Here is a 25,764-nt window from a genome sequence, read left to right as displayed (position 1 = left end):
TCCCGGATGAGAGGGCGGCTCTGCCTCGTCAAGGTTTACGCACGACAGTAATCGTTGCGCCGCCCGGAGCGCGGGCCTGGATCTTGCGGTCGTACAGCGATTCGCCGAAGGCCGGCGGCACGATGAACTTGCCGGCATTAGTGGCCTTGATGCGATAGACGAACTCGCCTACCTCTGGCGTGGCGGTGCCGTAGAGCACCACACGATCTTCGCGCACATCGGCATATTGGAGGTTCCAGGTCCATTTTCCGACCGCGATCGGCGAACGCCAGGCCGAAGCCTTGACCGTGCTGTCGCCCCCCTGATCGCTTTCGCTGTTGTCGCCCGCCTGCTGATCGACCACCGGCGGAGGCGGCTGTATTACCGGATCGAAGCCGCCAGGCAACAGATCGACGATCGCCAGGTCACCCACATAGCGATTGGTGGTGGAGCGGATCTTCAGATGAACGTCGATCTCCTGACCGATGCTGACCTGATCCACGGGTTTACCGTTGGCATCGGTGTAATCGCGCGTGATCTCCACACCGTCACGCTGTGCCTGCGTCGGCGCGTCGCGGTCGTAGCCAGACTGGCTGATCACATACCAGGCCGGCAGCGCCGTATCGTTGGTCAGGCGCAAGCGCGCGGCAGTTGCGCTCCACGTAGCGGTCTGCAACATGCCCTCGGCTTTCCCCACCGGCGCGATACTACCGTCCGCCTTGACCGCACCGATGCCCAGTTTACTCACGTCGACCTGCGTGCCATTGGCATAGGCATCCAGCGCGAGGATCACCATGGACGAAGAGTATGTGTTGAACCACCCCTCCTGCAGCGGACGCACGAGATTATTCAGTGCCTGCGGTGGCAGCGAATGGAGCTGCTCCGGGAAGTGCTTGGCGATCAGATAGAGCGTCAGCGAATCGCGTGTCAGCGGGTCGTAGTAGTAGTGATAGCTCCACGGTTCGCGATCGTCCGGGCCAGTCAGTAACTTGAGGGGGCCGGATAGTAGCTGACCGGCCAATTTGTCCTGCTTGAGCAGCTTGTACGAAGCTGCGATCCAGGCTGCGGTCAGATCGTTCTTCCACTCCTTCGGATGCGTCTCGTCCAGTCGCTTCTGCAACGAGGCGAGGTCATTGGTCATGACATTGCCCTGACGTGTCAGCAAGTAGATCGCGTAGGCCCGTTGACGCAAGACCTCGAGCTCGTCGGCACTATCGTCGGCGGCAATCTGCTTGAGATAGGCATTGCCCGCATCGAACATGTCTCGCGGCACGGTCATGCCGCGCTCGCGCGCTTCGAGCATGAAATGCATGGCGTAATCGGTCAGGAAAGCATCGCCGTCCGGCGTGGCCGTCCACAAGCCGAAGCCGCCCTGCCCGTTCTGCCGGGTATGCAACACGTCGTACAGATTGGCCAGCGCTTCGGCCTGCGTCTTGCCGCCGGTCTTCTGCGTCGCCTCCAGCACCTGCTTGAACTCCGGACGCTGTCCGAAAATCAATGCTGGCATGGCGCCGCTCAAGATCTGCTCCGTGCAATAGTGCTCGAAATTGACCAGGTACGCGGTCAGTCCCTGAGCCAGCACCAACGGCAAGTTCGAGATGGCACCGTCGCGTTTGGCATAGGCATCATAAAGCTTGCGTAAACCGGTGAAATCGGCCTTGTTGCCTGCTTCGATGCGACCGATACCTACTGTGGTGCGGAACGCAGCGGAAGGACGCACCGACAGATCCACGCTTTGCCGCGCCGACTTGTCGCCATAGCTGGCGGTAAAAGTCAGGTTGCCCGACCCCAATTGATCGGTGGCCTTGACACGGAACAATGCGACACCCTCTCGCATCTCGCCCAGGTTGAGGCTCTGCGTGGCATTACCGACCAGTTGCAATTGCGGTCCGGTCTTGAGCGATACCGACACCGGCACTTGCTTGCCGCCAAGACCAGTGAGGTTATTGGCCACACCGACGCTCACTTCGACCTCGTCCCCCGGTGCGAGCGTGGTCGGCACGTTCGGCGACAACACGAAGTCGCCGCGTACAGTCGTCGCGCCCTCGAAGGTGCCGATCTTGTCCGGCGAAACTGTCACGGCCATCACGCGCAGCTTGCCGTTGAAGTAATCCGGCACGTGATACGTCACGTCCTTTTCGCCGTTCACGTCGACGATGCCCGACCAATACGCCACAGGCTTGTCGCGCTTGCGCTTGAACGGATTGAGTTGCCGCCCGATCGCGCCATCCTCGTCACCGCCCGGCGCGGCCATCGCCATCAGCTTGGCGAAATCCGGCAGGATCAGGTCGAGGATCTGCGAGGTGCCGACTTCCAGCATGCGCTTGCGGAAGAAGAACTTCAGCGGGTCGCCCAGCTTGTAGCGTGCGACCTGCAGGATGCCCTCGTCCACCGCGAACACGACCGCCTTGGTTGGCTGTGCCGACGTCAGCTTGAAGGTGACGTCCTGTCCCGGTTTGATCAGCGCGGGCGACTCCACCTTGATGTCGTTGCGACGTGCATCCAGGTTCACCGAGAACGGTATCACGCCGTAACTCAACGGACTCATGAAAATCTCGTCCGAAGAAGGATCGCGGATGTACTGCACGTTGATATAGCCGTTGCCTTCGAAATCCGCCGGTACGGTAATGTGCTGTACGGAACTGGTGGTATCGGCATGGAACCAAGCATGCGCGTAGACCTTGTCACGCTCGATAGTGATCAGCCCGCTACCGGCGTACGGCGCGCGAATGGCGATTTCCACCTGCTCGCCCGGCGCGTAGTCCTTCTTGCTCAGGTTGAGCTGCAGCTCGGCGTTGCGATCGAGCGATCGCGATACGTTGGCATCGCCGGCCACGCTGTACTCCACGCGATTGACCTCGGTGCGGTCGGCGCGGCGGACCACCAGCGCAAAGTTACCCGGTTTGTCGGTCGGCAACGTGTAATCCATGCCTCCGGCTGGAATGTTCAGCGGCTGCTCGCTGATTGGCACTTCCTTGAGCTTGGATTCGTACTTGTAGACGCCCGAGTCCTGCTTGGTCAGCACCGAGATGTAGCGACGTTCGATGAACTGGGCCTTCAGGTCGCCCAAGGCCATGGACTTGGCTTGATGATCGATCGCCACCAGGCGCACGGTGCGGCTGGCATCGCGGCTTACGTAGTCGAGGTTGTCTGTCGCCTTGTAGCCGACCAGCCATTCGTTGCTGGAGACCAGCGTCTGCGTGGCCGCGGCTACATTGCGTCCGCCATCGGCCTCGTAGGCCTTGGCAAGGAAGTACAACTGATACGTGGCATCGGCGTACTTCTTCAAGTCCAGATCGAACTCGGCATGGCCTTTATCGTCGGTCTTGCCGTCTTCGAGCTTTTCCTCGTAACCGTCCTTGGCACGCTTGACGTCGTAGAAGTGATAGTCCGGCCAGCTGCGGAACGCCGGATATGCCGGGCGCAGGGTCAGCGAGGCTTCGACGCGGCGATCGGTCGCCGGCGTGCCGAACAGGTTCTGCACATTCACTTCGCCCTTCAACTGATCGGGCTTGACCCAGCCTTCGGCCACTTGCTGCGAAAGTTGCGCGTCCACCTTCATGCGATCGGGCAGGAACTCCTTGACCTGCACCGTGGTATTGCCGATCTGCGTGTTGCGCTTGCCGTCCTTGACGATATACAGATTGACTGTCCACGTGCCCGTCGGCGCGGTTTCTGCAGGCGCATAAGCAAGCTCGCCAAAACCGGAAGCATCCATCGTCAAAGGAATCTGTTTGACGGCCATGCCGCGCGGATCGACGATTTCGGCCTGCAGGGGAATGCCGGCGACGTTACGCGTCCAGGTGGCTGCTCGCACGATCAGGCCGATATGGAACGTGTCGCCTGGACGGTAAATGCCACGGTCGGAGAACAGGTAGCCCGATAGCTGGCCCTGGTTGACCGCGTTGGGCTCGCCGCCGATATCGAAACGCGAATAGTCGAGTTGGCGGTCATAGCTGCCAATCGGCAGGAACGACAGGTCGTCGCCTTTCTTGACCAGATACATCACCGGCTTCTTGTCGCGCTCCAGGCCCTTGAAGCTCGGGAAATGCACGACGCCGTCGGTGCTGCTGGCTTCGCTGTAGAGCGTCTGGCCGTTGATCGCCACGACCGACACGGTCGCACCGCCCACCGGTTGTCCGCTGGCGATGGATTGCACGAACACATCCTGACTGCCATCGATGGCTTTCTTGACCAACAAGCCTAAGTCGGTCACCACGATCAAGCGCGTGTCCTGCGGTGTCGGCCCGTTATCGGAAGAGGCATCGCCACCATCGTCCTCGGCCCCCTCTTCGCCGCCATCGGCCGAATCTTCGGTATCGCCCGAAGCGCTCGAGGCATAACCCTTGTCGGCATCCTCGGCGGCCTGCTTCGCGGCCTGCGCTTGCTTGGCTTCCGCCTTGGCGTCATAGGACGACAGATGCAGCATGAACACGCCACGCTTGCCTTCCTTCAGATACTGACCGAGATCCACTCCCTCATAGTGCGCTTTGCCCGGATCTCCCGCCGGGAAGCTACGCTTGATTTCGTAACGCTCGACAATGTGATCTTCGCTGAAGCCATAGACCAGCGAAGGCCGGGCGTAGCTACCCTGGTTCAGGCTGACCAGATGCTGGATCTGGTCGGGCAGTACGCGGCCGACTTCAACGCGCATGCCTGGCAAATTGCGCGAAACGACCGAGACGCGTTTGCTGCCGCTCATCGACAGCAACGAGCCGTCGGCCATGAAGCGCAGTAGCTTCGGGTAGTCGGGCACGGTGATGGCTTGAGCCGCAGGCTGACCCGATAGATAGCCGCCGAACGACTTCAGTCCCTTCTCCACACGCACATAGATGCGTTGGCCCGGATCGGCGTGGAACTTGAAGCTTTGCAGCGAAGCGTATTCGTTTTCGGTAGGAACAACCTCAAGCTTCAACGGCTGGGCGGCCTTCAACACAGCGTCGCCGATCTCGTCGATCTGCCAAGGATACGGCGCGGCATCGTCGTCCTGGGTCTCCTTCGGATTGCGCCTGGGCAGCACCCAGGCCTTGATCCGCCCGGCAACATCGCTGTCACGCACGTTGTCGCTCAGCTCGACCAGAAGCACCTGTTCGGGTTCGTACTTGTCGTTATCGACCAGGGTCGGCTCGATGCTGGTGACGGCGAGGCTGTAGAGGCCCGGCACTGCAACGGTGGTTTCCTTCTTTTCGTTCGTACCGTCGCCGCCGCGCGAACTGCGGACGCCCTTGTCGATGCTGTAGGCGACCTCGCCGTTCGCGCTCGGCAGCGCCAACGGCTGCGAATGAATCCAGGCGTGCAGCTTGTACTGGTCGTACGTCACACTGAACTTCAGGTCGCCACCTCTGCCACCAGGCTGGTACAGATCCAGGCCGATGCGCTTTTCGAATTGGGTGGTATCGACCGGATAATTGAAATCCACCGGCAAGATGGTCTTCTTTGCCGTGGCATCCTGCGGATCCTGGTAGAACTCGCCGCGGCCGACGGTCATCTGGAAGGGGGTCGTGTCGAATTCGACCTGATCGTCGGCCATGAGTACATGGCCGGCGAATGCCTTCGGTGCGTCGAAGCGCACCTGGAAATGCTTGCCGACCGGCCAGTCTTCGGCCGGAACGAAATGCAGGGTGCGATCGTCCGTCCAGGTCCACTGCCCTTTCATAACCGGCTGCATCGCAATGCCCGACGTCACCGGTTTGCCGACCAGCTCGATCGGTGCCGCCGAACGGGAAAAATGCACGTCCAGCGGCGCGATAACGATCGGCTGTTGTGCGTAATCGGTGGGCAACGGCGCTTGCACGCTCAGGGTGACGCGCATCGGCTCTTCAGGCTTGGGGCGGTTTTTGTACCACTGCCAGCCGAACCAGCCACCGCTGGCGAGCAGCAATGCGGCGACCAGCACGCCAGCCGACTGCAATGGCTTACGTCGCACCAGCCCGGCCGTTGCCGGCGCCCAGCTGGGAGCCGACCAGGAAACATTGCCGATCAGGGGTTTGAGAATCAGGCCGAGCAGGCCGAACAGGCCGCGCACGAGGCGCACGGGCAACATCAACAGGAACCGCAGCAGATCCATGGTGCTTTCCTAGGAATCGTCCAATGAAATAACGGAAACATACGGGCCGGGCACAGCAAGATCGCCCGCTATACGGACGACATCGAGGTACCGGTTTCCCCATGCCGAATCCTGCCCTCTAAAAATGGCAGGTTCGGGCGCGGATTGTGACATGCCGCCGACGGCGGCGGAAACGGCGCAACAGGTGCATACCGCGATCCTGGCAGATACGCGTCGCCAAGGGGGGCCTGCGGGGCTCAGACCCTCGCCAATGCCTGGGCCAGATCGGCGATCAGCACCTCCGGATCTTCCAGGCCGATAGACAGCCGTACAAGGCTGGCCGGCAGCGTGCTATCCAAATCGACCCTGGCCATCGACGGAAGCGCACAAGCCATCGGCCAAACCAGGGATTCGTAACCACCCCATGACACACTAAGCAGGAAACGTTTCAGCGCATTGCAAAAGCGCTCGACTGCCGCCAGATCCGGCACATCGAGTACAACCGACATAACACCGCTGCCCCCGCGCATCTGTCGCTGAGCCAACTCGTACTGGGGATGCGAAGGCAATTGAGGATAGTTCACACGAGCGATTTGCGGCTGCTGTTCCAGCCAGGTCGCCACGTGGAGAGCGCTTTCAGCGCAACGCTGCATGCGCAACGGCAGCGTACGCAGTCCTCGCAGCATGAGCCAGGCATCGTGGGGCGAAATGACCGCGCCCAACGTCATCAGCGGCCCGGCAAAGACCTTGCGCATCATCGCTTCGCTACCGCATAGCACGCCGGCCATGATATCGCTGTGGCCGTTGAGATATTTGGTCGCCGAATGCATCGCCAAGTCGATCCCCAACGCCAGCGGCGACTGACCTAGAGGCGAAGCGCAACTGTTGTCGCAAAGTGTAAGCGCACCATGCCTACGTGCGAGTTCCGCGACGGCTTGAAGATCCTGCAGCTCGAAGGTCAACGAGGTGGGGCTTTCCAGCACGATCAATCGCGTTTCGGGCCGGATGGCCTGCTCGATCGCGGTCGACTCGGTGCCGTCGACAAAATCCACCGCGACGCCGAAAGCGCTTAGCAGCGTGTTGAGCAGACGCTTCGTCCAGGTATAGGAACGTTGCACGCAAACGACATGATCGCCGCTCGCCACGCAGGCGATCACGCCGGCGGCCATGGCGCCAGCACCGGAGGCGAACACCAGCGCATCTTCGGCACCTTCGAGTGCGGCAACCTTGGTACGCAACGTCGCAACGGTAGGATTGTTACCGCGCGTGTAAAGCGTGGCGGCGAATTCGTCTGCCGCCGCGGCACGCATCGAAGCGACATCGGGAAACGCGAAGATGGCACTCTGGAGCAAGGGCGGAGCTACGGCGCCGTGGTAGCGCTCGCGGTCTTCGCCAAGGTGATTGATGATCCAGTCGATGTCCATGGCGTTAGAGTACCTGGACCGAAGAACAAGAGCCCCCCTCACCCCGCCCCTCTCCCCCGGCAAAGCCAGGGGAGAGGGAGCGATCCGCGCAAGCGCGAAGTATTGAGGCTTACCTCCAGTGTGGCTCCCTCTCCCTGGCTTCGCCGGGAGGGCTGGGCTGAGGGGCAGCCTACAGCGACGCCACCTCAGAGCGCAGCCGCAAACTCACGCACCGTTTGCGCCAGCTTCGGATCCTGCATGGCCATATGCATGGTGGCGCGCACCAGGCCGGCCTTGTTACCGCAGTCGAAGCGCGTGCCCTGGAAGCGATACGCCAGCACCTTGCCCTGCTCCTTGAGCAAGGCATCGATGGCATCGGTCAACTGGATTTCACCACCAGCACCCGGCGTGGTCTGCTCCAGCAGCGAAAAGATGCGTCCTGGCAGCACGTAACGACCGACCACCGCGAGATTCGATGGCGCATCGGCCGGCTTGGGCTTTTCCACCATATGGCGAATCTGCGCGCTGCGCTCGTCGACAGGCGTGGCATCGACAATGCCGTACTTGTCGGTGTCGGTATGCGGCACCTCTTCGACAGCAATCACGCCAGCGTTCTGCGCCTGCGCCAGATCGGCCATCTGACCCAGCGCACCGCGGCCTTTGTTCCAGATCAAATCGTCCGGCAGAATGACCCCGAAAGGCTCGTCGCCTACCACCGGCTTGGCGCATAGCACGGCATGGCCCAGGCCAAGGGCTTCGGGCTGGGTAACGAAGATAGCGCGCACGTGGCGTGGCAAAGTGCCCTGCACCAGCGCAAGCAACTCGTCCTTGCCCTTCTCTTCCAGCTTGGCTTCCAGTTCGTAAGCCTTGTCGAAATAGTCGGCGATCGCATGCTTGTAACGATTGGTAACGAACACCAGCGTGTCGGCACCGGCATCGACAGCTTCATCGACCGCATACTGGATCAACGGACGATCCAGCACCGGCAGCATTTCCTTGGCGACCACCTTGGTCGCGGGCAAAAAGCGCGTTCCCAAACCTGCCACGGGAAAGACGACTTTACGCAACGGCTTGCTCACTCACTTCTCTCCAGATTCAACGCGACGAATCGAGACCACATTTTCCGGCTGCGGAATATCGCTCCAACGGAACGACGGCAGCAGGCCGGAAACACAGGCGCGCAGATTGTCTTCATCGAAGGCGAGCGTGGCATCGGTTGCCTTGGCCAGCTGTACTTGCAGGAGGTCCCAGGAAACTTGCCGATGCTGCGCCAGGAAGATCTTCGCATGCGTGGTGGCGCTGTAGTTTTCCAGCGGATGGAACAGTTCTTCGAATAGCTTCTCGCCCGACCGCAAGCCCGTATAGACGATCGGAATCTCCGTACCGGGCTTCTTGCCGGCAAGGCGGATCATCTGCTCGGCGAGGTCGCGGATCTTGACCGGCTCGCCCATGTCGAGGGCGAATATCTCACCGCCATGTCCCAGGCTTGCCGCCTGCAGGATCAGTTGGCAAGCCTCGGGAATGGTCATGAAGTACCGGGAGATTTCCGGATGGGTGATCGTCACCGGTCCGCCGTTGCGAATCTGCTGGCGAAACAACGGTACCACCGACCCGGCCGAATCGAGCACGTTGCCGAATCGCACCGTGATATAGCGGGTGTTGGACTTTGCATTGAGGTTCTGGCACCAGATTTCCGCAATGCGCTTGCATGCTCCCATCACGCTGGTGGGATTAACCGCCTTGTCTGTGGAAATCAGCACAAAGCATTCGACGCCGAACTGATCGGACAAATCGGCGATGTTGCGCGTCACCAACACATTGTTGCGAAATGCCTGGCGTAACTGCCCCTGCAGCATCGGCACATGCTTGTAGGCAGCGGCGTGGAATACCACCTGCGGCCGGTTCTCGGCGAACAGCTTGCGCATGGCCGCCGGGTCGCCCGCGTCAGCCAGAATGCCCTCGAAAACCAGCTCGGGATACTCGGCACGGAGTTCTTGAGAAATCTGATAAAGATTGAACTCGCTATGGTCGACCACTGCCAGCGAATGCGCCCCCAGGCGCGCCACCTGCCTGCACAGTTCCGATCCGATCGAGCCACCGCCCCCCGTTACCAGCACGCGTCGACCTGTCAGAGTCTCGCGAATGGCCGTCCAATCCAGCTCGACCGGATCGCGACCGAGCAGATCTTCGATGGCGACTTCCTTGATCTCGTTGAATTGCGCGCGCCCGGCAACGACATCCTCGAGCTTAGGCACCGTGCGATACGGCAAACCTGTCAAATCGCACAGTTCGACCACACGGCGCATTTCGGTCGTGCTGGCACCGGGCATGGCGATCAGCAGCATTTGCACTGCCGCCTCGCGCGTCAGTTCGGGCAGTTGGTCGACACGGCCAAGTACCGGGTGACCGTTGATGCTTGCGCCGCGCAGGCTTTCCTTGTCGTCGACGAAACCGACTACGTTAAAGCGCACATCGCGATGCAGATCGCGCGACAGGGCTTCGCCGGCGCGATCGGCTCCGACGATAAGCACCCTTTGTGCGCCCTCGGCCGGGAACATGTCCAGGCGGCTGTCTTTCCAGAAACGATAGGCCAGACGCGGCGTGCCGAGCAGCACCGAAAGCACCATCGGATACAGCAGCAATACCGAACGCGGCACGTCGTTGAGGCGGTTGTAGAGGAACAAGGCCAAGCCGATGGCAAGCGCGCCGATGATTGTCGCGCGCAGGATGTTCCACAAATCGGGCAAGCTGGCGAAGCGCCACACGCCGCGATACAGGCCGGTCCAGCTCAGTACCGCTGCCTGCACCAGCAGTACCAGTGGAAATTCCAATGCGTGGAAGGCATAACCGCCGTCGTTGACCAGATCGTAACGCAGCGTCTTTGCAATCCACCATGCGAGCGCGGCCATCAGCAAGTCGTGCAGAACGACTGCCGTGCGCGGATGGATGACGCCGATCAATTTACGTAACGACATGACGAACCCTGTGCTTGGCGCGCCTCAGGCGTTGGCGCTTGATAAGCGTCCATGCTGCACTCGCAGCAAGGTAGGCAAGGGCACACACCGGAAATGCCAGCTTGGGATAAATCCAAGCCAGGATCGCCAAAGGTGCCGATACCAACACATTCCAAACCAGGAACCACATGCCCCCTGCCGCATGTGACATCCCGCTGCGAACTAGCCATTGGTACAGATGCTCGCGATGGGGAGTGTACCAGCGCTTCCCTGCAAGCATCCTGTTCAACAGCGTAAGGGCAGCATCCACGACAAAAGATGAACTCAGGGTCAAAGCCGGCCAGAGAAGCGTAGTTTCTGTGCGCCACAGCATGGCGGTCAGGGCGAAAATCAGCAGTCCAATCGTCCCGCTGCCGACATCTCCCATGAAAATACGTGCCCGGGGGCGGTTAAAGAACCAAAAACCCAGACTGGCAGCCGCCAGGCAGGCCGCGGCCCCAGCCAGCGCCGGCTGCCCAGCCATCCAGGCGAGCCATCCCAGCCCGGCACCGACGAAGATTGCCTGCTGAGCCAGCAGACCGTCGATGCCATCCATGAAGTTATGCAGATTGATGCTCCAGACGCCGGCCACCAGCAGCAGCGGCAGCCAAGCCAAGGACAATCCACCGTCGCACAAAATTGCGACAGAAGCCGCGGCACAAGCAAGCAACTGTATGCCGAGTCGCGGAAGGATCGGCAATGATCGATGATCGTCCCACCAGCCCACACCCGCCGTAAGCGCCGTGGTCGTGGCCAGGGTAACCGCCACGGGCCAGGACCAGGGCATCGGCAACATGATCAAAGCGATCGGCATGGTCGCCACCGCAGCGGCAACAAGGCCGATGCCCCCGCCACGTGGCGTAGGAATGGTATGCGAACGACGCTGGCCCGGCTGATCGAGCATTCCGCGGCGATGCGCATACGCGATGGCCGCGCGCACGAGCACAGCCGACAACGCCGTGGCGACAATGGCCAGCAACAGAATGGACATGCCGCCGCCCGCGAAACTCACTCGTTGGCTACGCCGTGGATCGGACGGATCGTGCTCCAGCTCTTGCAGCTGGGACACTGCCAGTGATGCGCCTTGGCGCCAAAGCCGCAACGGCTGCAGCGATACATGGCCTGGCCTTCGAGCAATTTCTTGGTCAGGTCGCGCAGGATCAGGAAATTCTCCCGCGCCTCACCCTCGATCTTGTCCATGGTCGCATCGATCAAGGCCATCAAGCCACGCACCGATGGACGCTGGCGCAGCTGCGAGGTAAGGAAATCGATCGCAGCACGCTCGCCATCGCGCTGCTGGTAGAGCCGGGTCAACGCAAGCACAGGCGAGATACCGTGATAACGTCCGAGGATATCGCGAAGGAAATTCTCGGCACGCTCCATTTGCTGCGATCGCGCGTAGCTATTGAGTAGCGGCGGGAGGATTTCCGGCACGAAAGCGATATCCGCCTCGACCGCTTCTTCATAGACCTTGACCGCTTCGACGTGTTCGCCTTCTTCGGCAAACAAACGACCGGTAAGCATGAATGCACGCACACATCCCGGCTGACTGGCAAAAGCCTGGCGCAGATATTCACGAGCTTCCTGGCGTGCGCCATGCTGGCGCGACTGATCGGCTAGCTCACAGTAGAACTGCGCGATCATTCCCGACTCGTCTTCGCCGATCATGGCTTCGAGCCGACGCGCATGCTCGATCGCCTTGTGCCAATCGCGCTCGTGCTGGTAGATCGCAATCAGATGCCTGAGCGCGGATGGCGCATGCGCATCCATCGCCACCAGATCGGAAAACAGGGTTTCAGCGCGATCGAGCAACCCGGCGCGCATATAGTCTTCGCCCAGCTCCAACAAGGCGACCGTTTTCATTGCATCGGAAAGACCCGGCCGCGAAACCAGGTGTTGATGCAGACGAATGGCCCTGTCCACCTCGCCACGGCGGCGAAACAGGTTGCCCAGGGCCAGATGCGTTTCCACGGTGTCGCGGTTGTATTCGGCCAGGCGCAGGAAAACTTCGATGGCCTTATCCTGCTCTTCATTGAGCAGGTAGTTCAGGCCACGGAAGTAGTCCGATGAAAGCTCACTGACCTGGGCACCGGAGCGCCGCGCACCCGAACGGCGCGCACTCCACCAGCCGCAAGCAAAAGCCACGGGCACCAGCAAGGCAAGCACATAAAGCGCTGTCATGCGTTGGCCGTCTCTCCCTTGCCGGCCGCCTTGCGTTCCCGCCGTCGCTGGCGGCGATGCCGGCTGCTGACACCCAGCCACGCGGTAAGGCCTCCCAGCAGCCAACCGACGACCAAAGCCACGAGCACAGCCGCTCCTTTAGGCAGGGACAGATGCGCAAAGGCCAGGTCATAAGTGACGAGGTCGGCGTTGAGCGCGCCTACAACCACGCCCAGAGCGATGAATACCAGAAGGATGACAAGCACGATCAGTCGCATCGCGCGACTTTAGCGTATTGGAAGGTTGTGGCACAGTGGGTTGTGAAGCCGCTTGCCGATGCTTGCTGTGAAGTCGCGCCTGCCGCGCTTCGGGGCGTCAGGGGAACAAAGAGCGCGCTTCCCTCGCCCAGCCTCATTCCCAAGAAAAAAAGCCGGCATGAAGCCGGCTTTTTTTGGGCGGGCCGAAGCTCTTACGCGCCGGCCTGTTCCAACATCATGTTCACGCGCTCACGCAATTCCTTGCCTGGCTTGAAGTGCGGCACATGCTTGCCCGGCAGGGCTACCGCATCGCCCGTCTTGGGATTGCGGCCCATCCGAGGTGGACGATAGTGCAGCGCGAAGCTGCCGAAGCCGCGAACCTCGATCCGTTCGCCGTGAGCCAGCGCCTGGCTCATCTGTTCGATGACGCTTTTCACCGCGAGCTCAACGTCGCCAAACGCAAGATGTGTTTGACGCCGGGCCAGCGCTTCGATCAGTTCGGATTTGGTCATGGGTCCCCAATGTCCGTGACATGAAAACACAACTACATCGATACCGGAGCGGCGGTTGGCCGCTCCGGTATCGACTCACACTTTAGTCAGCCTTGTTGAGCTGCTCTTTCAGCAACGCGCCAAGCTTGGTCGTACCGCCGGTAGCGGACGAGTATTCGGCCATGGCGTCCTGCAGTTCTTCTTCGTCCTTCGCGCGGATCGACAGCTGCAGCTGACGGCCCTTGCGATCCATGCCGGTGAACTTGGCTTCAACCTTGTCGCCCACCTTCAGGTGCAGGGTGGCGTCATCGACGCGTTCCTTGGCGATATCGCTGGCGCGCACATAGCCTTCGATGCCTTCGCCCAGGTCGATCGTCGCGCCCTTGGCGTCGACTTCCCTCACCGTGCCGTTGACGACCGTGCCACGCGGATGGTTGGCCATGAACTGACCGAACGGATCCTGCTCCATCTGCTTGATGCCCAGCGAGATGCGCTCGCGCTCCGGATCGACGGCCAGCACGACCGCTTCGATCTCGTCGCCCTTCTTGAAGTTACGCACCAGATCTTCGCCCGAAGCCTGCCAGGAGATATCCGACAGGTGGACCAAGCCATCGATGCCGCCGTCCAGGCCGATGAAGATGCCGAAGTCGGTGATCGACTTGATCTGGCCCGACACCTTGTCGCCCTTCTTGTGCATGGCGGCGAAGGCTTCCCACGGATTGGAGCGGGTCTGCTTGATGCCCAGCGAGATGCGGCGACGCTCTTCATCCACGTCCAGCACCATCACTTCGGTCTCGTCGCCGACCTGCACGACCTTGGCCGGATTGACGTTCTTGTTGGTCCAATCCATTTCCGAGACGTGGACCAGGCCTTCGACGCCCGGCTCGATCTCGACGAAGCACCCGTAATCGGTGACGTTGGATACCTTGCCGAACAGGCGGCTGCCGACCGGGTAGCGGCGAGCGATAGCGACCCACGGGTCGTCGCCCAGCTGCTTGAGGCCCAGCGAAACGCGGTTGCGCTCGCGATCGTACTTGAGCACGCGCACGTCCAGCTCGTCGCCGACATTGACGACTTCGGACGGATGGCGCACGCGCTTCCACGCCATATCGGTGATGTGCAGCAGACCGTCGATACCGCCCAGGTCCACGAACGCACCGTAGTCGGTGAGGTTCTTGACCGTGCCCTTGACCACTGCGCCTTCGGTCAGACGCTCCAGCAGCTTCTCGCGCTCCTCGGAGAACTCGGTCTCGACGACGGCGCGGCGGCTGACCACAACGTTGTTGCGCTTGCGGTCGAGCTTGATGATCTTGAACTCGAGGTCCTTGCCTTCCAGGTAAACCGGATCGCGGACCGGACGCACGTCGACCAGCGAGCCCGGCAGGAATGCGCGGACGTCCTTGATGTCGACGGTGAAACCACCCTTGACCTTGCCCGAGATCTTGCCGGTGATGGTCTCTTCCTTGTCGAACGCCTGCTCCAGGTCGTCCCACACCATCGAACGCTTGGCCTTCTCACGGGAGAGCTTGGTCTCGCCGAAGCCGTCTTCGAGCGCATCGAGGGCAACCTTCACCTCGTCGCCCACCTGCACTTCCAACTCGCCGTCCTCGTCCTTGAACTGCTCGATCGGGACGATGCCTTCGCTCTTGAGGCCAGCGTTGATCACGACGACGTCGTTGCGGATTTCCACAACGATGCCGGTGACGATGGCACCCGGCTTCAGCTTGGAGATAGCCTGTTGGCTTTGTTCAAACAGCTCGGCAAAACTTTCAGTCATGTTGATTCCAGAAATGAGAAAAGGCCGTAGCCAAGCGCACCGTCGGACTAAAACCTGCGCTTGAAACTAACCGGCCCACCGGTTATGGGTGCCGTCGGGATCGACCCTTAAGGACACCGTTGACCAAACACTCCATGCCGCGACATGGAGCACCAATGCCATCGACAGCCTCAAGGCTGTACGACGGCGAGTACTTTCGCGACGACGTCCCCGATGCTCATGCCGGTACTATCCACCAGCACGGCATCTTCGGCCGGCTTGAGCGGCGCGACGGCCCGCGATGCATCCCGGGTGTCACGCGCCTCAATTTCGCGCTGAAGGCTCGTTAGTGTAACGCTCAGCCCCTTTTCCTTCAACTGCTTATAGCGTCTTTTCGCGCGTTCGGCGGCACTGGCGGTCAGGAACACCTTGAACGGGGCATCGGGGAAGATCACGGTCCCCATGTCGCGCCCGTCGGCCACCAGGCCCGGGCTCCTGCGGAACCCAAGCTGCATGGCAACCAAGGCCTGCCGGACGGTCGGCATCGAGGCAATGGCCGAGGCCGCCGCGCCGGCGGTCTCCGTACGCAGCTCGTCGGTGGCGTCATGGCCGTTGACGATCACCCGGGTATCGCCGCCATCCGGCGCGGCCTTGAACTGGATCCGGGTCGACTCGGCGCAGCGGGTCACCGCTTCGACATCGGACAGATCCAGCCCCGCGGCGCCGGCGGCGTACCCGACCGCCCGGTATAGCGCTCCCGAATCAAGCAGTCGCCAGCCGAGGCGCTCGGCCACCAAACGACTGATCGTGCCCTTGCCGGATCCGGACGGCCCGTCGATCGTGAGTACGGGGGCGGGGTTGGCAGGGGTCATGGCGGCTCCGGCGGGCTAAACCCCACATGATATCGCGTTGACCCGCCGGCCGAGCGCGTGCTATCAAGCCGCGCACCTTTCCACAGGCTTTCCAGAAGTGTCGATCCCCATGAGCGATCTTCGTCCCGAGTTCGAGCAGGCTGCCGAAGACATCCAGAAACTAGGGGAGCGACCGGACAACGACACCCTGCTCAAGCTCTACGCGCTTTACAAACAGGGCTCCGAAGGCGATGTGCACGGCCAGCAGCCCGGCTTCTTCGATTTCATCGGCACGGCGAAATACGAGGCCTGGGCCAAACTGCGCGGCATGAGTGGCGAGGAAGCGCGTCGCCGGTATATCGAGCTAGTGCAGGAGCTGTTGGGGTGACGCTTTAGCTGCAGGAAAGACGTTTTTTTAAAGGCTCCCAGAAGCCGGCGCCCGTCGCTCGAACTTGCGCTTCGCTACTCCTCCCTCGCCCCTTCTCATCTCCCAACATGCCGGGCACTCCCTTGCGCCAGCGGCACCGTTTGCGGCACATTCATACAATCGTTTGAATGAGCCGCCGCCACTCATGACCGCCTACCCCAACCTGTTCGCTCCGCTGAACTTAGGCCATGTCACCCTGCCCAACCGCATTTTGATGGGCTCGATGCATACCGGGTTGGAGGACAAGGCAGCCGATTTCGACAAGCTGGCCGAATATTTCGCCGAGCGCGCCCGCGGTGGCGTCGGCCTGATGGTGACCGGAGGTATTGCGCCAAGCATCCAGGGTTGGCTTAAACCTTTCGGCGGCCGGATGACCATGCCTTGGCATGTCGCACGCCATCGCAAAGTCACTTCGGCGGTGCATCGGGAAGGCGGACGTATCTGCATGCAGATCCTGCATGCGGGCCGCTATGGCTATCACCCGCTGTCGGTGGCGCCGTCGAAGATCAAATCGCCGATTACGCCTTTCACGCCGCGTGCCCTGTCCCTGCGCGGTGTCGAGCGCACCGTGCGCGATTTTACCCGTTGTGCTCAGCTCGCTCGCGAGGCCGGCTACGACGGCGTGGAGCTGATGGGCTCGGAAGGCTATTTGATTAACCAGTTCCTGGCCGAACGCAGCAACAAGCGCACTGATCGCTACGGCGGCGATGCGGCGCGGCGCATGCGGTTCGCGCTCGAAGTGGTCGAGCGTACCCGCGAAGCCGTCGGCCGCGACTTCATCATCGTCTATCGCCTGTCGATGCTCGATCTGGTCGATGGCGGGCAGGACTGGAGCGAGATCGTCACACTCGCCAAAGGTATCGAACGTGCCGGTGCCAGCATCATCAATACAGGCATCGGCTGGCATGAAGCACGCGTTCCGACCATCGTTACCAGCGTGCCGCGCGCCGGGTTTTCCTGGGTCACCGCCAAGCTCAAAGGCGAAGTGACGATCCCGCTGATTACCACCAACCGCATCAACATGCCCGATATCGCCGAACGCATTCTTGCCCATGGCGAAGCCGACATGATTTCGATGGCTCGCCCGTTCCTGGCCGACCCGCAGTGGGCACAAAAGGCGCTGACAGGACGCAGCGATCGCATTAACACCTGCATCGCCTGCAACCAGGCCTGCCTCGATCACGTGTTCTCGCAGCGACGCGCCACCTGCATGGTCAACCCGCGCGCCTGCCATGAGACCGAGCTGAAAATCGTAGCGGCAGCCGCTAGCAAACGCGTTGCCGTGATCGGCGCCGGCCCCTCGGGTATGGCGACCGCCGCCACCCTCGCCGAACGCGGGCACCGGGTCACGCTGTTCGATCGCGAGAACATCGTCGGCGGACAGTTCAATTACGCGAAACGTATTCCCGGCAAAGAAGAATTCGAGGAAACCCTGCGCTATTTCCGCCACCGCCTGGACGATCTCGGCGTCGTTCTGCGACTCGGCGCGGCGGTCGACGCCGCGTCGATCCAGGCCGAGGGCTATGACGAAGTGGTGGTCGCAACTGGCATTGTGCCGCGCAAGGTGAACTTCCCCGGTAGCGACGATCCGCGCGTACTGAGCTATCTCGACGTACTTGCGCGCAATGCCGCGGTAGGCGCGCGGGTGGCGATTATCGGCGCTGGCGGCATCGGTTTCGACGTCGCTGAATTCCTGGCCGAACAGGCACCGTCGCCAAGCACCGATATCGCCCGCTGGACGCGCGAATGGGGGGTGGATAGGCGCTTGGATGCACGCGGGGGGTTGCTGTCGCCACAACCCGAGCCGCCGGCTCGGCAAATCTGGTTGCTCCAGCGCAGCGAGGGACGCCCTGGAGCTCGCCTGAACAAGACCACCGGTTGGGTGCATCGCGCCACGCTCAAGGCCAAGGGCGTCACCATGCTCGGCGGCGTAGGCTACGAACGCTTCGACACGCAAGGCCTGCACGTCACCGTAGCCGGTGCCACGCAAATACTACCGGTCGATAACGTTGTCGTTTGTGCCGGCCAGGAACCCGATCGTCGACTCGCCGATGCCCTGGCCACCCTGGGTATAAAGGCTCATGTCATCGGCGGCGCCGACGTGGCAGCCGAACTTGACGCCAAGCGCGCCATCGATCAAGGCACCCGACTGGCGGCGAGCCTCTGATCGATCACGTGGGCGGAAAAAGAAAGCGCCCCGTCAGTCGACGCTTCGATATCGGTTCGGGGGGAGAGAGACCGGATATCGTGGGGATGTAGCGTCGCTGCGGGGCGGGGGTCTCCGCCACCGGGGGGAGGGGAAGGTGGCGGGACGGAGCGTAGAATAGGATCGATCTAGATCGGCGGCAAATATATATTTAGCACGCCACTTATAGGAATCTCCTATAAGCTGATGCAGCCGGCATTTTGAGTGTGATGGCCGCACTTCCCTTTTCACGCGACTTGTGAGAGTGCTCGATGTTCGATTTCCGCCAGCTGCGCTACTTCATTGCCGTGGCGGAGGAACTCAGCTTCAGCCGCGCGGCCCAGCGCCTGCATCTTTCACAGCCCCCACTTTCCCAGCAAATACAAGCCCTTGAACGCGACCTAGGCGTTTTGCTGTTCAACCGCGACAAACGCAATGTTGCGCTGACCGAACCCGGCAGGGTCTTCCTGGAGCAGGCGCGACAGATTCTGGGCAAGGCCGATGAGGCTCGCAATCAGGTCGCCGAGGCTGCTGCGGGATTCACTGGCTTGCTCAGACTTGCCTACACCGTGTCAGTAACCTTCCACCCAGCCCTGCCCGACGCCCTCCTGCGCTACCGTCGGGTGGCACCGAACGTGCGGATCGCGCTGAGCGAGATGTACACCGAGCCACAATTCGCAGCGCTCCTGACCGGCCAGATCGACGTCGGCTTTGTGCGTGACGAACCGAAGCACGACGCCGATCGCGAAGCTTTGCGGCTCGACACGATCGATCGCGAACCCCTGCTACTGGCCCTGCCCTCGGACCACCCCCTCGCCAGCCGTGCCAGCATCGACCTGCGCGAAGTGGCGCGGGAATACTTTGTCGTGCAGCCACGCGAGCTGGCCGCAACGCTGTACGATCGCCTGGTACAGCTCGCGATGAAATCCGATTTCCACCCGAAGATCCGCCAGCATGCACAGCAGATCAATGGGTTACTGGTCCTGGTTGCCGCGGGCATGGGCTTGGCCCTGGTGCCCGCTTCGATGCGTACCGTGGGCCTGACCGGGGTAAGCTATGTGGCCTTGAACGATCCCGACGCCACCATGTTGCTGGCGGTCGCCACTCGCCGCGACGACCCATCGACGGTCCTGGCCAACTTCCTGTCCATGGTGGCTGAATCACAAACTGTTATGGGCTTGTGATAGGCGATTCAACCGGTTACACTTTTGGGCTCGCTTTTTCGTTTTTCATTTGTATCAGGAGCTGGCCGTGAAGGTGCTTTCCTCTTTGAAGTCCGCCAAGCAGCGGCACCGTGACTGCAAGGTTGTGCGCCGTCGCGGCAAGGTGTTCGTGATCTGCAAGAGCAACCCCCGTTTCAAGGCTCGCCAGCGCTAATTTTTTGCGCGCTGAGGGTCTATGAAAAAGCCGCCTTTCTGGGCGGCTTTTTTTATTTTATGTCCTTAGCTAGCAGGCTTTTCCCAGCCATTCTCAAACATGCAGGCGTCCACCGGCATCCGTTCGGCCCAATGCTCCTGCTCCAGCATAGGACGCTCGTAGAACGCCTCGACCTGCCCCAGGCACAGGATGGCTACCGGGCGCGCCCCCGCTGGCATACCCAGTATCTGGCGTAGCTCTTCTTCGTCGAATAACGAAACCCAACCCATGCCGAGTCCTTCGGCGCGCGCGGCCAGCCACATGTTCTGGATGGCACACGCCACGGATGCAAGGTCCATATCGGGCATGGTGCGCCGGCCAAAGACATGCTTTTCCCGGCCGTCCATCAATGCCATCACCAGCAGCTCGCCGCATTCGAGCATGCCCTCGACCTTGAGCTTCATGAATTCGTCGCGTCGCTTGCCCAATGCGTCGGCCGTCAACAAGCGTTCGCGTTCGACACATGCATGAAGCGACTCGCGCAAGGGGCGATCGGTGATACGCACGATGCGCCATGGCTGCATGAAGCCTACGCTCGGTGCGTGATGTGCGGCGAGGAGGAGGCGTCGCAAGACCTCAGTGTCGATCGGTCCTGGCTTGAAGTGGCGCATGTCACGGCGCTCGTGGATGGCGCGATAGACGGCGGCTCGTTCGGTAGCGTCGAAAGCTGGATTCATGACGTGGAGTTTAACTGGGAAGCCCTCCCCTCAGCCCAACCTTGGCTTTGCCAGAGGAGAGCAATTGTCTTAATCATGCATAAGTGAGCAAGGCGTCACGCATAGGTATGTCGCAACCGCCATTCTGCTCGCTCGGCGGCTAAAAAAAACGCCGCCCAACGGCGGCGTCTTTCTCAATCTATCGCCTGCATCACTCGTAACGCACGCCAGTAATCTCGTACCGCTTCACCCCGTTTGGCGCACGGAACTCGAAGCTATCGCCCGAACTCTTGCCGATCAGCGCTCGCGCGATCGGCGAGGACACCGCAATCAAGCGCTGCTTGATGTCCGCCTCCAGATCGCCAACGATCTGGTACGTCACTGCCTCGCCACTGTCCTCGTCTTCCAGGTCGACCGTGGCACCGAACACCACGCGCGAACCCGCACTCAGACGCGACACATCGATCACCTCGGCAGTGGACAGCGCGGCCTCGAGCTCGGCAATGCGGCCTTCGGTAAAGCTCTGCTGCTCGCGCGCCGCGTGATATTCGGCATTCTCTTTCAGATCGCCGTGCGCACGCGCCTCGGCGATGGCCGCAATGATCTTCGGACGATCGACGGACTTCAGCCGCTCCAGCTCGCCACGCAAACGCTCCGAACCGGACTTGGTGATAGGGGCGCGACTCATGCTTTCAACTCCTTGTGCAACTCTTGCAGGCTATGCACCTCGCCGGCACCGTGGAAATCCAGCGAGTGCACGAGCGCACGGGCGCCTGCCACGGTGGTGGAATACGTGACGCGATGCTGCAGGGCCTCGCGACGGATCGAGAACGAATCGGCAATGGCCTGTTTGCCCTCGGTCGTGTTGACGATATAAACGATTTCGCCGTTCTTGATAAGGTCCACCACGTGCGGACGGCCTTCCAGCACCTTGTTGATGCGCTCGCATACGACACCGTGTTCGGCCAGGAACGCGGCCGTGCCCGAAGTCGCCACCAGGCTGAAACCGCGCGAGATGGCGTCTTTCGCCACCGGCAGCAGACGCTCCTTGTCCGCGTCGCGCACCGATACGAACACCTTGCCCTTCGGCGGCGTCTTGATGCCGGCAGCATCGTGACCGCGAGCGAAGGCGGCACCGAAGCTGCGGCCCACACCCATGACTTCGCCGGTCGAACGCATTTCCGGTCCGAGGATCGGATCGACATTCTGGAATTTCAGGAACGGGAAGATCGCTTCCTTGACCGAGTAATACTCGGGAATCACTTCACGTGTAGCATTCTGCGCCACCAGCGAACGACCGGCCATTGCACGCGCGGCGATCTTGGCCAACGAGACGCCGGTCGCCTTGGACACGAACGGTACGGTGCGCGAAGCACGCGGATTCACCTCGAGGATGAACACGGTGTCGCCCTGAATGGCGAACTGGGTGTTCATCAGGCCAACGACCTTGAGCTCCTTGGCCATCAAGGCAACCTGACGACGCAATTCGTCCTGCACTTCGGCCGAGAGCGAGTACGGCGGTAGCGAGCAGGACGAATCGCCCGAATGCACGCCGGCCTCCTCGATATGCTCCATGATGCCGCCGACCAGCACATTTCCTTCGGCGTCGGCGATGATGTCCACGTCGACCTCGACCGCATGATCGAGGAAGCGATCCAGCAGCACCGGCGAATCGTTGGATACCTGCACCGCATCGCGAATGTAGCGCGCCAGATCCGCATCGGCATAGACGATTTCCATGGCACGGCCGCCCAGCACATAGCTAGGACGCACCACCAGCGGGTAACCGATCTCGCGCGCCAGCGCCATCGCCTCGTCAGCGTTGCGCGCCGTGCGGTTCGGCGGCTGCTTCAAGCCGATCTTCTCGATCATTTTCTGGAAGCGCTCGCGATCCTCGGCCAGATCGATCGAATCCGGCGAGGTGCCGATGATCGGCGCACCCGCGGCTTCCAAAGCGCGCGCAAGCTTGAGCGGAGTCTGGCCGCCGTACTGCACGATCACGCCCTTGGGCTTTTCCAGCGCAACAATTTCCAGCACGTCCTCGAGCGTCAGCGGCTCGAAGTACAGGCGATCGGACGTGTCGTAGTCGGTGGACACGGTCTCCGGGTTGCAGTTGACCATGATGGTCTCGAACCCGTCCTCGCGCAGCGCCAGCGCAGCGTGCACGCAGCAATAGTCGAATTCGATACCCTGGCCGATGCGGTTCGGACCGCCACCGAGCACGATGATCTTGTCGCGGTTTGTCGGCTGCGCTTCGCACTCTTCCTCATAGGTGGAGTACATGTAAGCGGTAGTGGTCGCAAATTCTGCAGCGCAGGAATCCACGCGCTTGTAGACCGGACGCACACCCAGGGTATGACGCAGGTGACGCACGGCGGCTTCGTCGGTACCGATCAGTTCGGCCAGGCGCGCATCGGAGAACCCCATGCGCTTGAGTTCGCGCATGCGCAGCGCATCGAGCTTGCTGATGCCCTGCGCGGTGACCTGGGCTTCTTCCAGCACGATATCTTCGAATGCGGCCAGGAACCATGGGTCGACATGGCTGAGGCTGTGCACCTCTTCCAGCGACAGGCCGGCGCGGAACGCGTCGGCAAGATGGAACACGCGATCCGGGCGCGGCTCGCGCAGTTCGCGCTTGAGCACAGCCAGACCATCGTCGGTAGTCAGGTCCAGACCGGTCGGATTGAGGCCGGTCTTGCCGATTTCCAGACCGCGCAGGGCCTTCTGCAGCGATTCGTGGAAGGTGCGGCCCATGGCCATGACCTCGCCCACCGACTTCATCTGCGTCGTCAGGCGCGCATCCGCCGAGGGGAACTTCTCGAACGCAAAGCGCGGGATCTTGGTCACGACGTAGTCGATGGTCGGCTCGAACGAAGCCGGGGTCAGGCCGCCGGTGATGTCGTTCTTGAGCTCATCGAGCGTATAGCCGACGGCCAGCTTGGCTGCGATCTTGGCGATCGGGAAGCCGGTGGCCTTGGAGGCGAGTGCCGAAGAGCGCGACACACGCGGATTCATCTCGATCACGACGACACGGCCGGTCTCGGCATTGATGCCGAACTGCACGTTCGAGCCACCGGTATCCACGCCGATCTTGCGCAACACTGCGATGGAAGCATCGCGCAGGCGCTGGTATTCCTTGTCGGTGAGGGTCTGCGCGGGCGCAACGGTGATCGAATCGCCGGTGTGCACGCCCATCGGATCGAGGTTTTCGATCGAGCAGACGATGATGCAGTTGTCCGCCTTGTCGCGGACGACTTCCATCTCGAATTCCTTCCAGCCAAGGACGGACTCCTCGACCAGCACTTCGTGCACGGGCGAGAGTTCCAGACCGCGCTTGACGATCTCCTCGAACTCTTCGACGTTGTACGCGATGCCACCGCCGGAACCGCCAAGCGTGAAGCTCGGGCGAATGATGGTAGGAAAACCGACGCGGGTCTGGATGTCCACGGCCTGCTCGAAGCTGCGAGCGACTTCCGCCTTCGGGCACTCCAGGCCGATATCGGCCATAGCCACACGGAACAGCTCGCGGTCCTCGGCCATGCGAATGGCTTCGCGCGAGGCGCCGATCAATTCGACGTTGTACTTCTCGAGCACGCCGTTGTCGGCAAGATCCAGCGCGCAATTGAGGCCCGTCTGGCCGCCCATGGTCGGCAGCACGGCATCCGGGCGCTCCTTGGCGATGATGCGCTCGACCGTCTGCCAGTTGATCGGTTCGATATAGACCGCGTCGGCCGTTTCCGGATCGGTCATGATCGTGGCGGGGTTGGAGTTGACCAGGATGACCCGGTACCCCTCTTCCTTCAGCGCCTTGCATGCCTGCGCGCCGGAGTAATCGAACTCGCACGCCTGGCCGATGACGATCGGGCCGGCGCCGATGATGAGGATGCTCTTGATATCGGTACGCTTGGCCATCTTAGCGGGCCTCCTGCATCAACTTGGCGAAACGGTCGAAGAGATAGCCGATGTCGTGCGGCCCTGGGCTCGCCTCCGGGTGTCCCTGGAAGCAGAACGCAGGACGGTCGGTGAGCGCAAAGCCTTGCAACGAGCCATCGAACAGCGACGTGTGCGTGACGCGCACATTGGAAGGCAGCGTGGACGGATCGACCGCGAAGCCATGGTTCTGCGAGGTGATCAGCACGCGACCGTCGTCCATATCCTTCACGGGGTGGTTGGCGCCGTGATGGCCGAACTTCATCTTCAGCGTCTTGGCGCCCACGGCCAGACCCATGATCTGGTGGCCCAGACAGATACCGAACAGCGGGATCTTCGCGTCCAGGAAGGCGCGCGTGGACTCCACCGCGTAGTCGCAGGCCGCCGGGTCGCCCGGGCCATTGGACAGGAACACGCCATCGGGCTTCATCGCCAGCACATCGACCGCCGGTGTCTGCGCCGGTACCACGGTGATGTCGCAGCCTTGCTCGGCCAGCAGGCGCAAGATATTGATCTTCACGCCGTAGTCGTAGGCCACGACCTTGAAGCGTTTGGACGGCTGATTGAAGCGGGTGGCATCGAGGTCGTAGATACCCTCGTTCCAGCTATAGGACTTGTCGACGCTGACAACCTTCGCCAGATCCATGCCGTTCAAGCCAGGGAAGGCACGCGCCTTGGCCAGCGCCGCCTCGGCATCGACGTCGGCACCGGCCACGATGCAGCCATTCTGCGCGCCCTTGTCGCGCAGGATACGGGTCAGCCGACGGGTGTCGATGCCCGCGATGGCCACGATGCCGTGCTGCTTGAGGTACTCCGGCAAGCTCATAGTGCTGCGCCAATTGCTGGCCAGGCGCGGCACATCGCGGACAATCAGGCCGGCGGCATGCACCGCGCCGGATTCGGCGTCGACCGGATTCACGCCGGTATTACCGATGTGGGGGTAAGTCAGGGTCACGATTTGGCGGGCATAGGAAGGATCGGTGAGGATCTCCTGGTAGCCGGTCATCGCCGTGTTGAAACAGACCTCGCCGACGGCAGAGCCTTCCGCGCCGATCCCGATGCCTTCGACGACGGTGCCATCGGCAAGCACAAGGAGCGCGGTCGGGCGCGGTTCGGGCCAGCTCGCATCGGCCATGGGCGTTCGCTTCCGGGTCGGGGGAATTTGCGCGGCAAACTATGTCGGGAGCCCCCCGGGCTCAAGGGAAATCGGGCGT

Annotated in this window: 18 protein-coding genes; 4 read left to right on the top strand and 14 right to left on the bottom strand. The window is 61.7% G+C overall.

The features are described 5' to 3' along the window. Window positions 1-28: 28 nt before the first annotated feature. From VIM98_RS15560 to cmk, 10 genes are all read right to left on the bottom strand, one after another. On the bottom strand, window positions 29-6,046 hold the full coding sequence (locus tag VIM98_RS15560) for an alpha-2-macroglobulin (RefSeq protein ID WP_331994022.1): 6,018 nt from the start codon (window positions 6,044-6,046) through the stop codon (window positions 29-31). Between the two features lie 236 nt (window positions 6,047-6,282). After that, window positions 6,283-7,449 (bottom strand): aminotransferase class I/II-fold pyridoxal phosphate-dependent enzyme, encoded by a 1,167-nt coding sequence (locus VIM98_RS15555; RefSeq protein WP_331994021.1) that lies wholly within the window; start codon window positions 7,447-7,449, stop codon window positions 6,283-6,285. A 185-nt stretch (window positions 7,450-7,634) separates the two neighbouring features. Continuing rightward, a complete protein-coding gene (galU, locus tag VIM98_RS15550) occupies window positions 7,635-8,507 on the bottom strand; it encodes a UTP--glucose-1-phosphate uridylyltransferase GalU (RefSeq protein WP_331994020.1) in 873 nt (290 codons plus the stop codon). Further along, on the bottom strand, window positions 8,508-10,403 hold the full coding sequence (locus VIM98_RS15545; RefSeq protein ID WP_331994019.1) for a nucleoside-diphosphate sugar epimerase/dehydratase: 1,896 nt from the start codon (window positions 10,401-10,403) through the stop codon (window positions 8,508-8,510). Next, window positions 10,390-11,490, bottom strand: a complete 1,101-nt coding sequence (locus VIM98_RS15540) for a glycosyltransferase family 4 protein (RefSeq protein WP_331994018.1) — start codon at window positions 11,488-11,490, stop codon at window positions 10,390-10,392. The genes VIM98_RS15545 and VIM98_RS15540 overlap by 14 nt, the downstream gene beginning before the upstream one ends. Further along, window positions 11,430-12,602 carry a lipopolysaccharide assembly protein LapB gene (gene lapB / locus VIM98_RS15535; protein ID WP_331994017.1) on the bottom strand — a complete coding sequence of 391 codons (1,173 nt, stop codon included), beginning with the start codon at window positions 12,600-12,602 and terminating at the stop codon, window positions 11,430-11,432. Before lapB ends, VIM98_RS15540 begins: the two co-directional genes overlap by 61 nt. Next, entirely contained in the window at window positions 12,599-12,859 is a 261-nt protein-coding gene (locus tag VIM98_RS15530) for a lipopolysaccharide assembly protein LapA domain-containing protein (RefSeq protein WP_331994016.1), read from the bottom strand. The genes lapB and VIM98_RS15530 overlap by 4 nt, the downstream gene beginning before the upstream one ends. 191 nt (window positions 12,860-13,050) lie before the next feature. Beyond that, a complete protein-coding gene (locus VIM98_RS15525) occupies window positions 13,051-13,350 on the bottom strand; it encodes an integration host factor subunit beta (protein ID WP_331994015.1) in 300 nt (99 codons plus the stop codon). Window positions 13,351-13,432: 82 nt separating this feature from the next. Then, complete coding sequence (rpsA, locus tag VIM98_RS15520) at window positions 13,433-15,106, bottom strand: 30S ribosomal protein S1 (protein ID WP_331994014.1); 1,674 nt, start codon at window positions 15,104-15,106, stop codon at window positions 13,433-13,435. 170 nt (window positions 15,107-15,276) lie between these two features. Further along, on the bottom strand, window positions 15,277-15,957 hold the full coding sequence (gene cmk, locus VIM98_RS15515) for a (d)CMP kinase (protein ID WP_331994013.1): 681 nt from the start codon (window positions 15,955-15,957) through the stop codon (window positions 15,277-15,279). 109 nt (window positions 15,958-16,066) lie between these two features. Here cmk and VIM98_RS15510 point away from each other — a divergent pair, with 109 nt between their 5' ends. The 4 genes from VIM98_RS15510 (at window position 16,067) to ykgO (ending at window position 19,925) form a co-directional block, all read left to right on the top strand. Beyond that, window positions 16,067-16,324: an acyl-CoA-binding protein gene (locus tag VIM98_RS15510; RefSeq protein ID WP_331994012.1), complete on the top strand. Its 258-nt coding sequence runs from the start codon at window positions 16,067-16,069 to the stop codon at window positions 16,322-16,324. Window positions 16,325-16,508: 184 nt separating this feature from the next. Beyond that, a complete protein-coding gene (locus tag VIM98_RS15505) occupies window positions 16,509-18,530 on the top strand; it encodes an NADPH-dependent 2,4-dienoyl-CoA reductase (RefSeq protein WP_331994011.1) in 2,022 nt (673 codons plus the stop codon). A 290-nt stretch (window positions 18,531-18,820) separates the two neighbouring features. Then, the gene (locus VIM98_RS15500) at window positions 18,821-19,732 is read left to right on the top strand and encodes a LysR family transcriptional regulator (RefSeq protein ID WP_331994010.1); all 912 of its coding nucleotides are present in this window, start codon (window positions 18,821-18,823) and stop codon (window positions 19,730-19,732) included. 67 nt (window positions 19,733-19,799) lie between these two features. Further along, on the top strand, window positions 19,800-19,925 hold the full coding sequence (ykgO, locus tag VIM98_RS15495; protein ID WP_008215056.1) for a type B 50S ribosomal protein L36: 126 nt from the start codon (window positions 19,800-19,802) through the stop codon (window positions 19,923-19,925). A gap of 65 nt (window positions 19,926-19,990) precedes the next feature. On the opposite strand, the gene bluB is transcribed toward ykgO, so the two are convergent. From bluB to carA, 4 genes are all read right to left on the bottom strand, one after another. Then, a complete protein-coding gene (bluB, locus tag VIM98_RS15490) occupies window positions 19,991-20,641 on the bottom strand; it encodes a 5,6-dimethylbenzimidazole synthase (RefSeq protein WP_331994009.1) in 651 nt (216 codons plus the stop codon). A gap of 190 nt (window positions 20,642-20,831) precedes the next feature. Then, window positions 20,832-21,308, bottom strand: coding sequence for a transcription elongation factor GreA (gene greA, locus VIM98_RS15485; protein ID WP_331994008.1), 477 nt, complete (start codon window positions 21,306-21,308; stop codon window positions 20,832-20,834). Continuing rightward, the gene (carB, locus tag VIM98_RS15480) at window positions 21,305-24,532 is read right to left on the bottom strand and encodes a carbamoyl-phosphate synthase large subunit (protein WP_331994007.1); all 3,228 of its coding nucleotides are present in this window, start codon (window positions 24,530-24,532) and stop codon (window positions 21,305-21,307) included. Before carB ends, greA begins: the two co-directional genes overlap by 4 nt. A 1-nt stretch (window position 24,533) precedes the next feature. Then, window positions 24,534-25,685, bottom strand: a complete 1,152-nt coding sequence (gene carA / locus VIM98_RS15475) for a glutamine-hydrolyzing carbamoyl-phosphate synthase small subunit (RefSeq protein WP_331994006.1) — start codon at window positions 25,683-25,685, stop codon at window positions 24,534-24,536. Window positions 25,686-25,764: the final 79 nt, after the last annotated feature.

It is taken from the genome of Dyella sp. (assembly GCF_036568765.1).
In the GTDB taxonomy this organism is placed as follows: domain Bacteria; phylum Pseudomonadota; class Gammaproteobacteria; order Xanthomonadales; family Rhodanobacteraceae; genus GSA-30.
The sequence above is the reverse complement of the archived record's forward strand: the minus strand, read 5'-3'. Positions and strand labels throughout refer to the sequence as shown.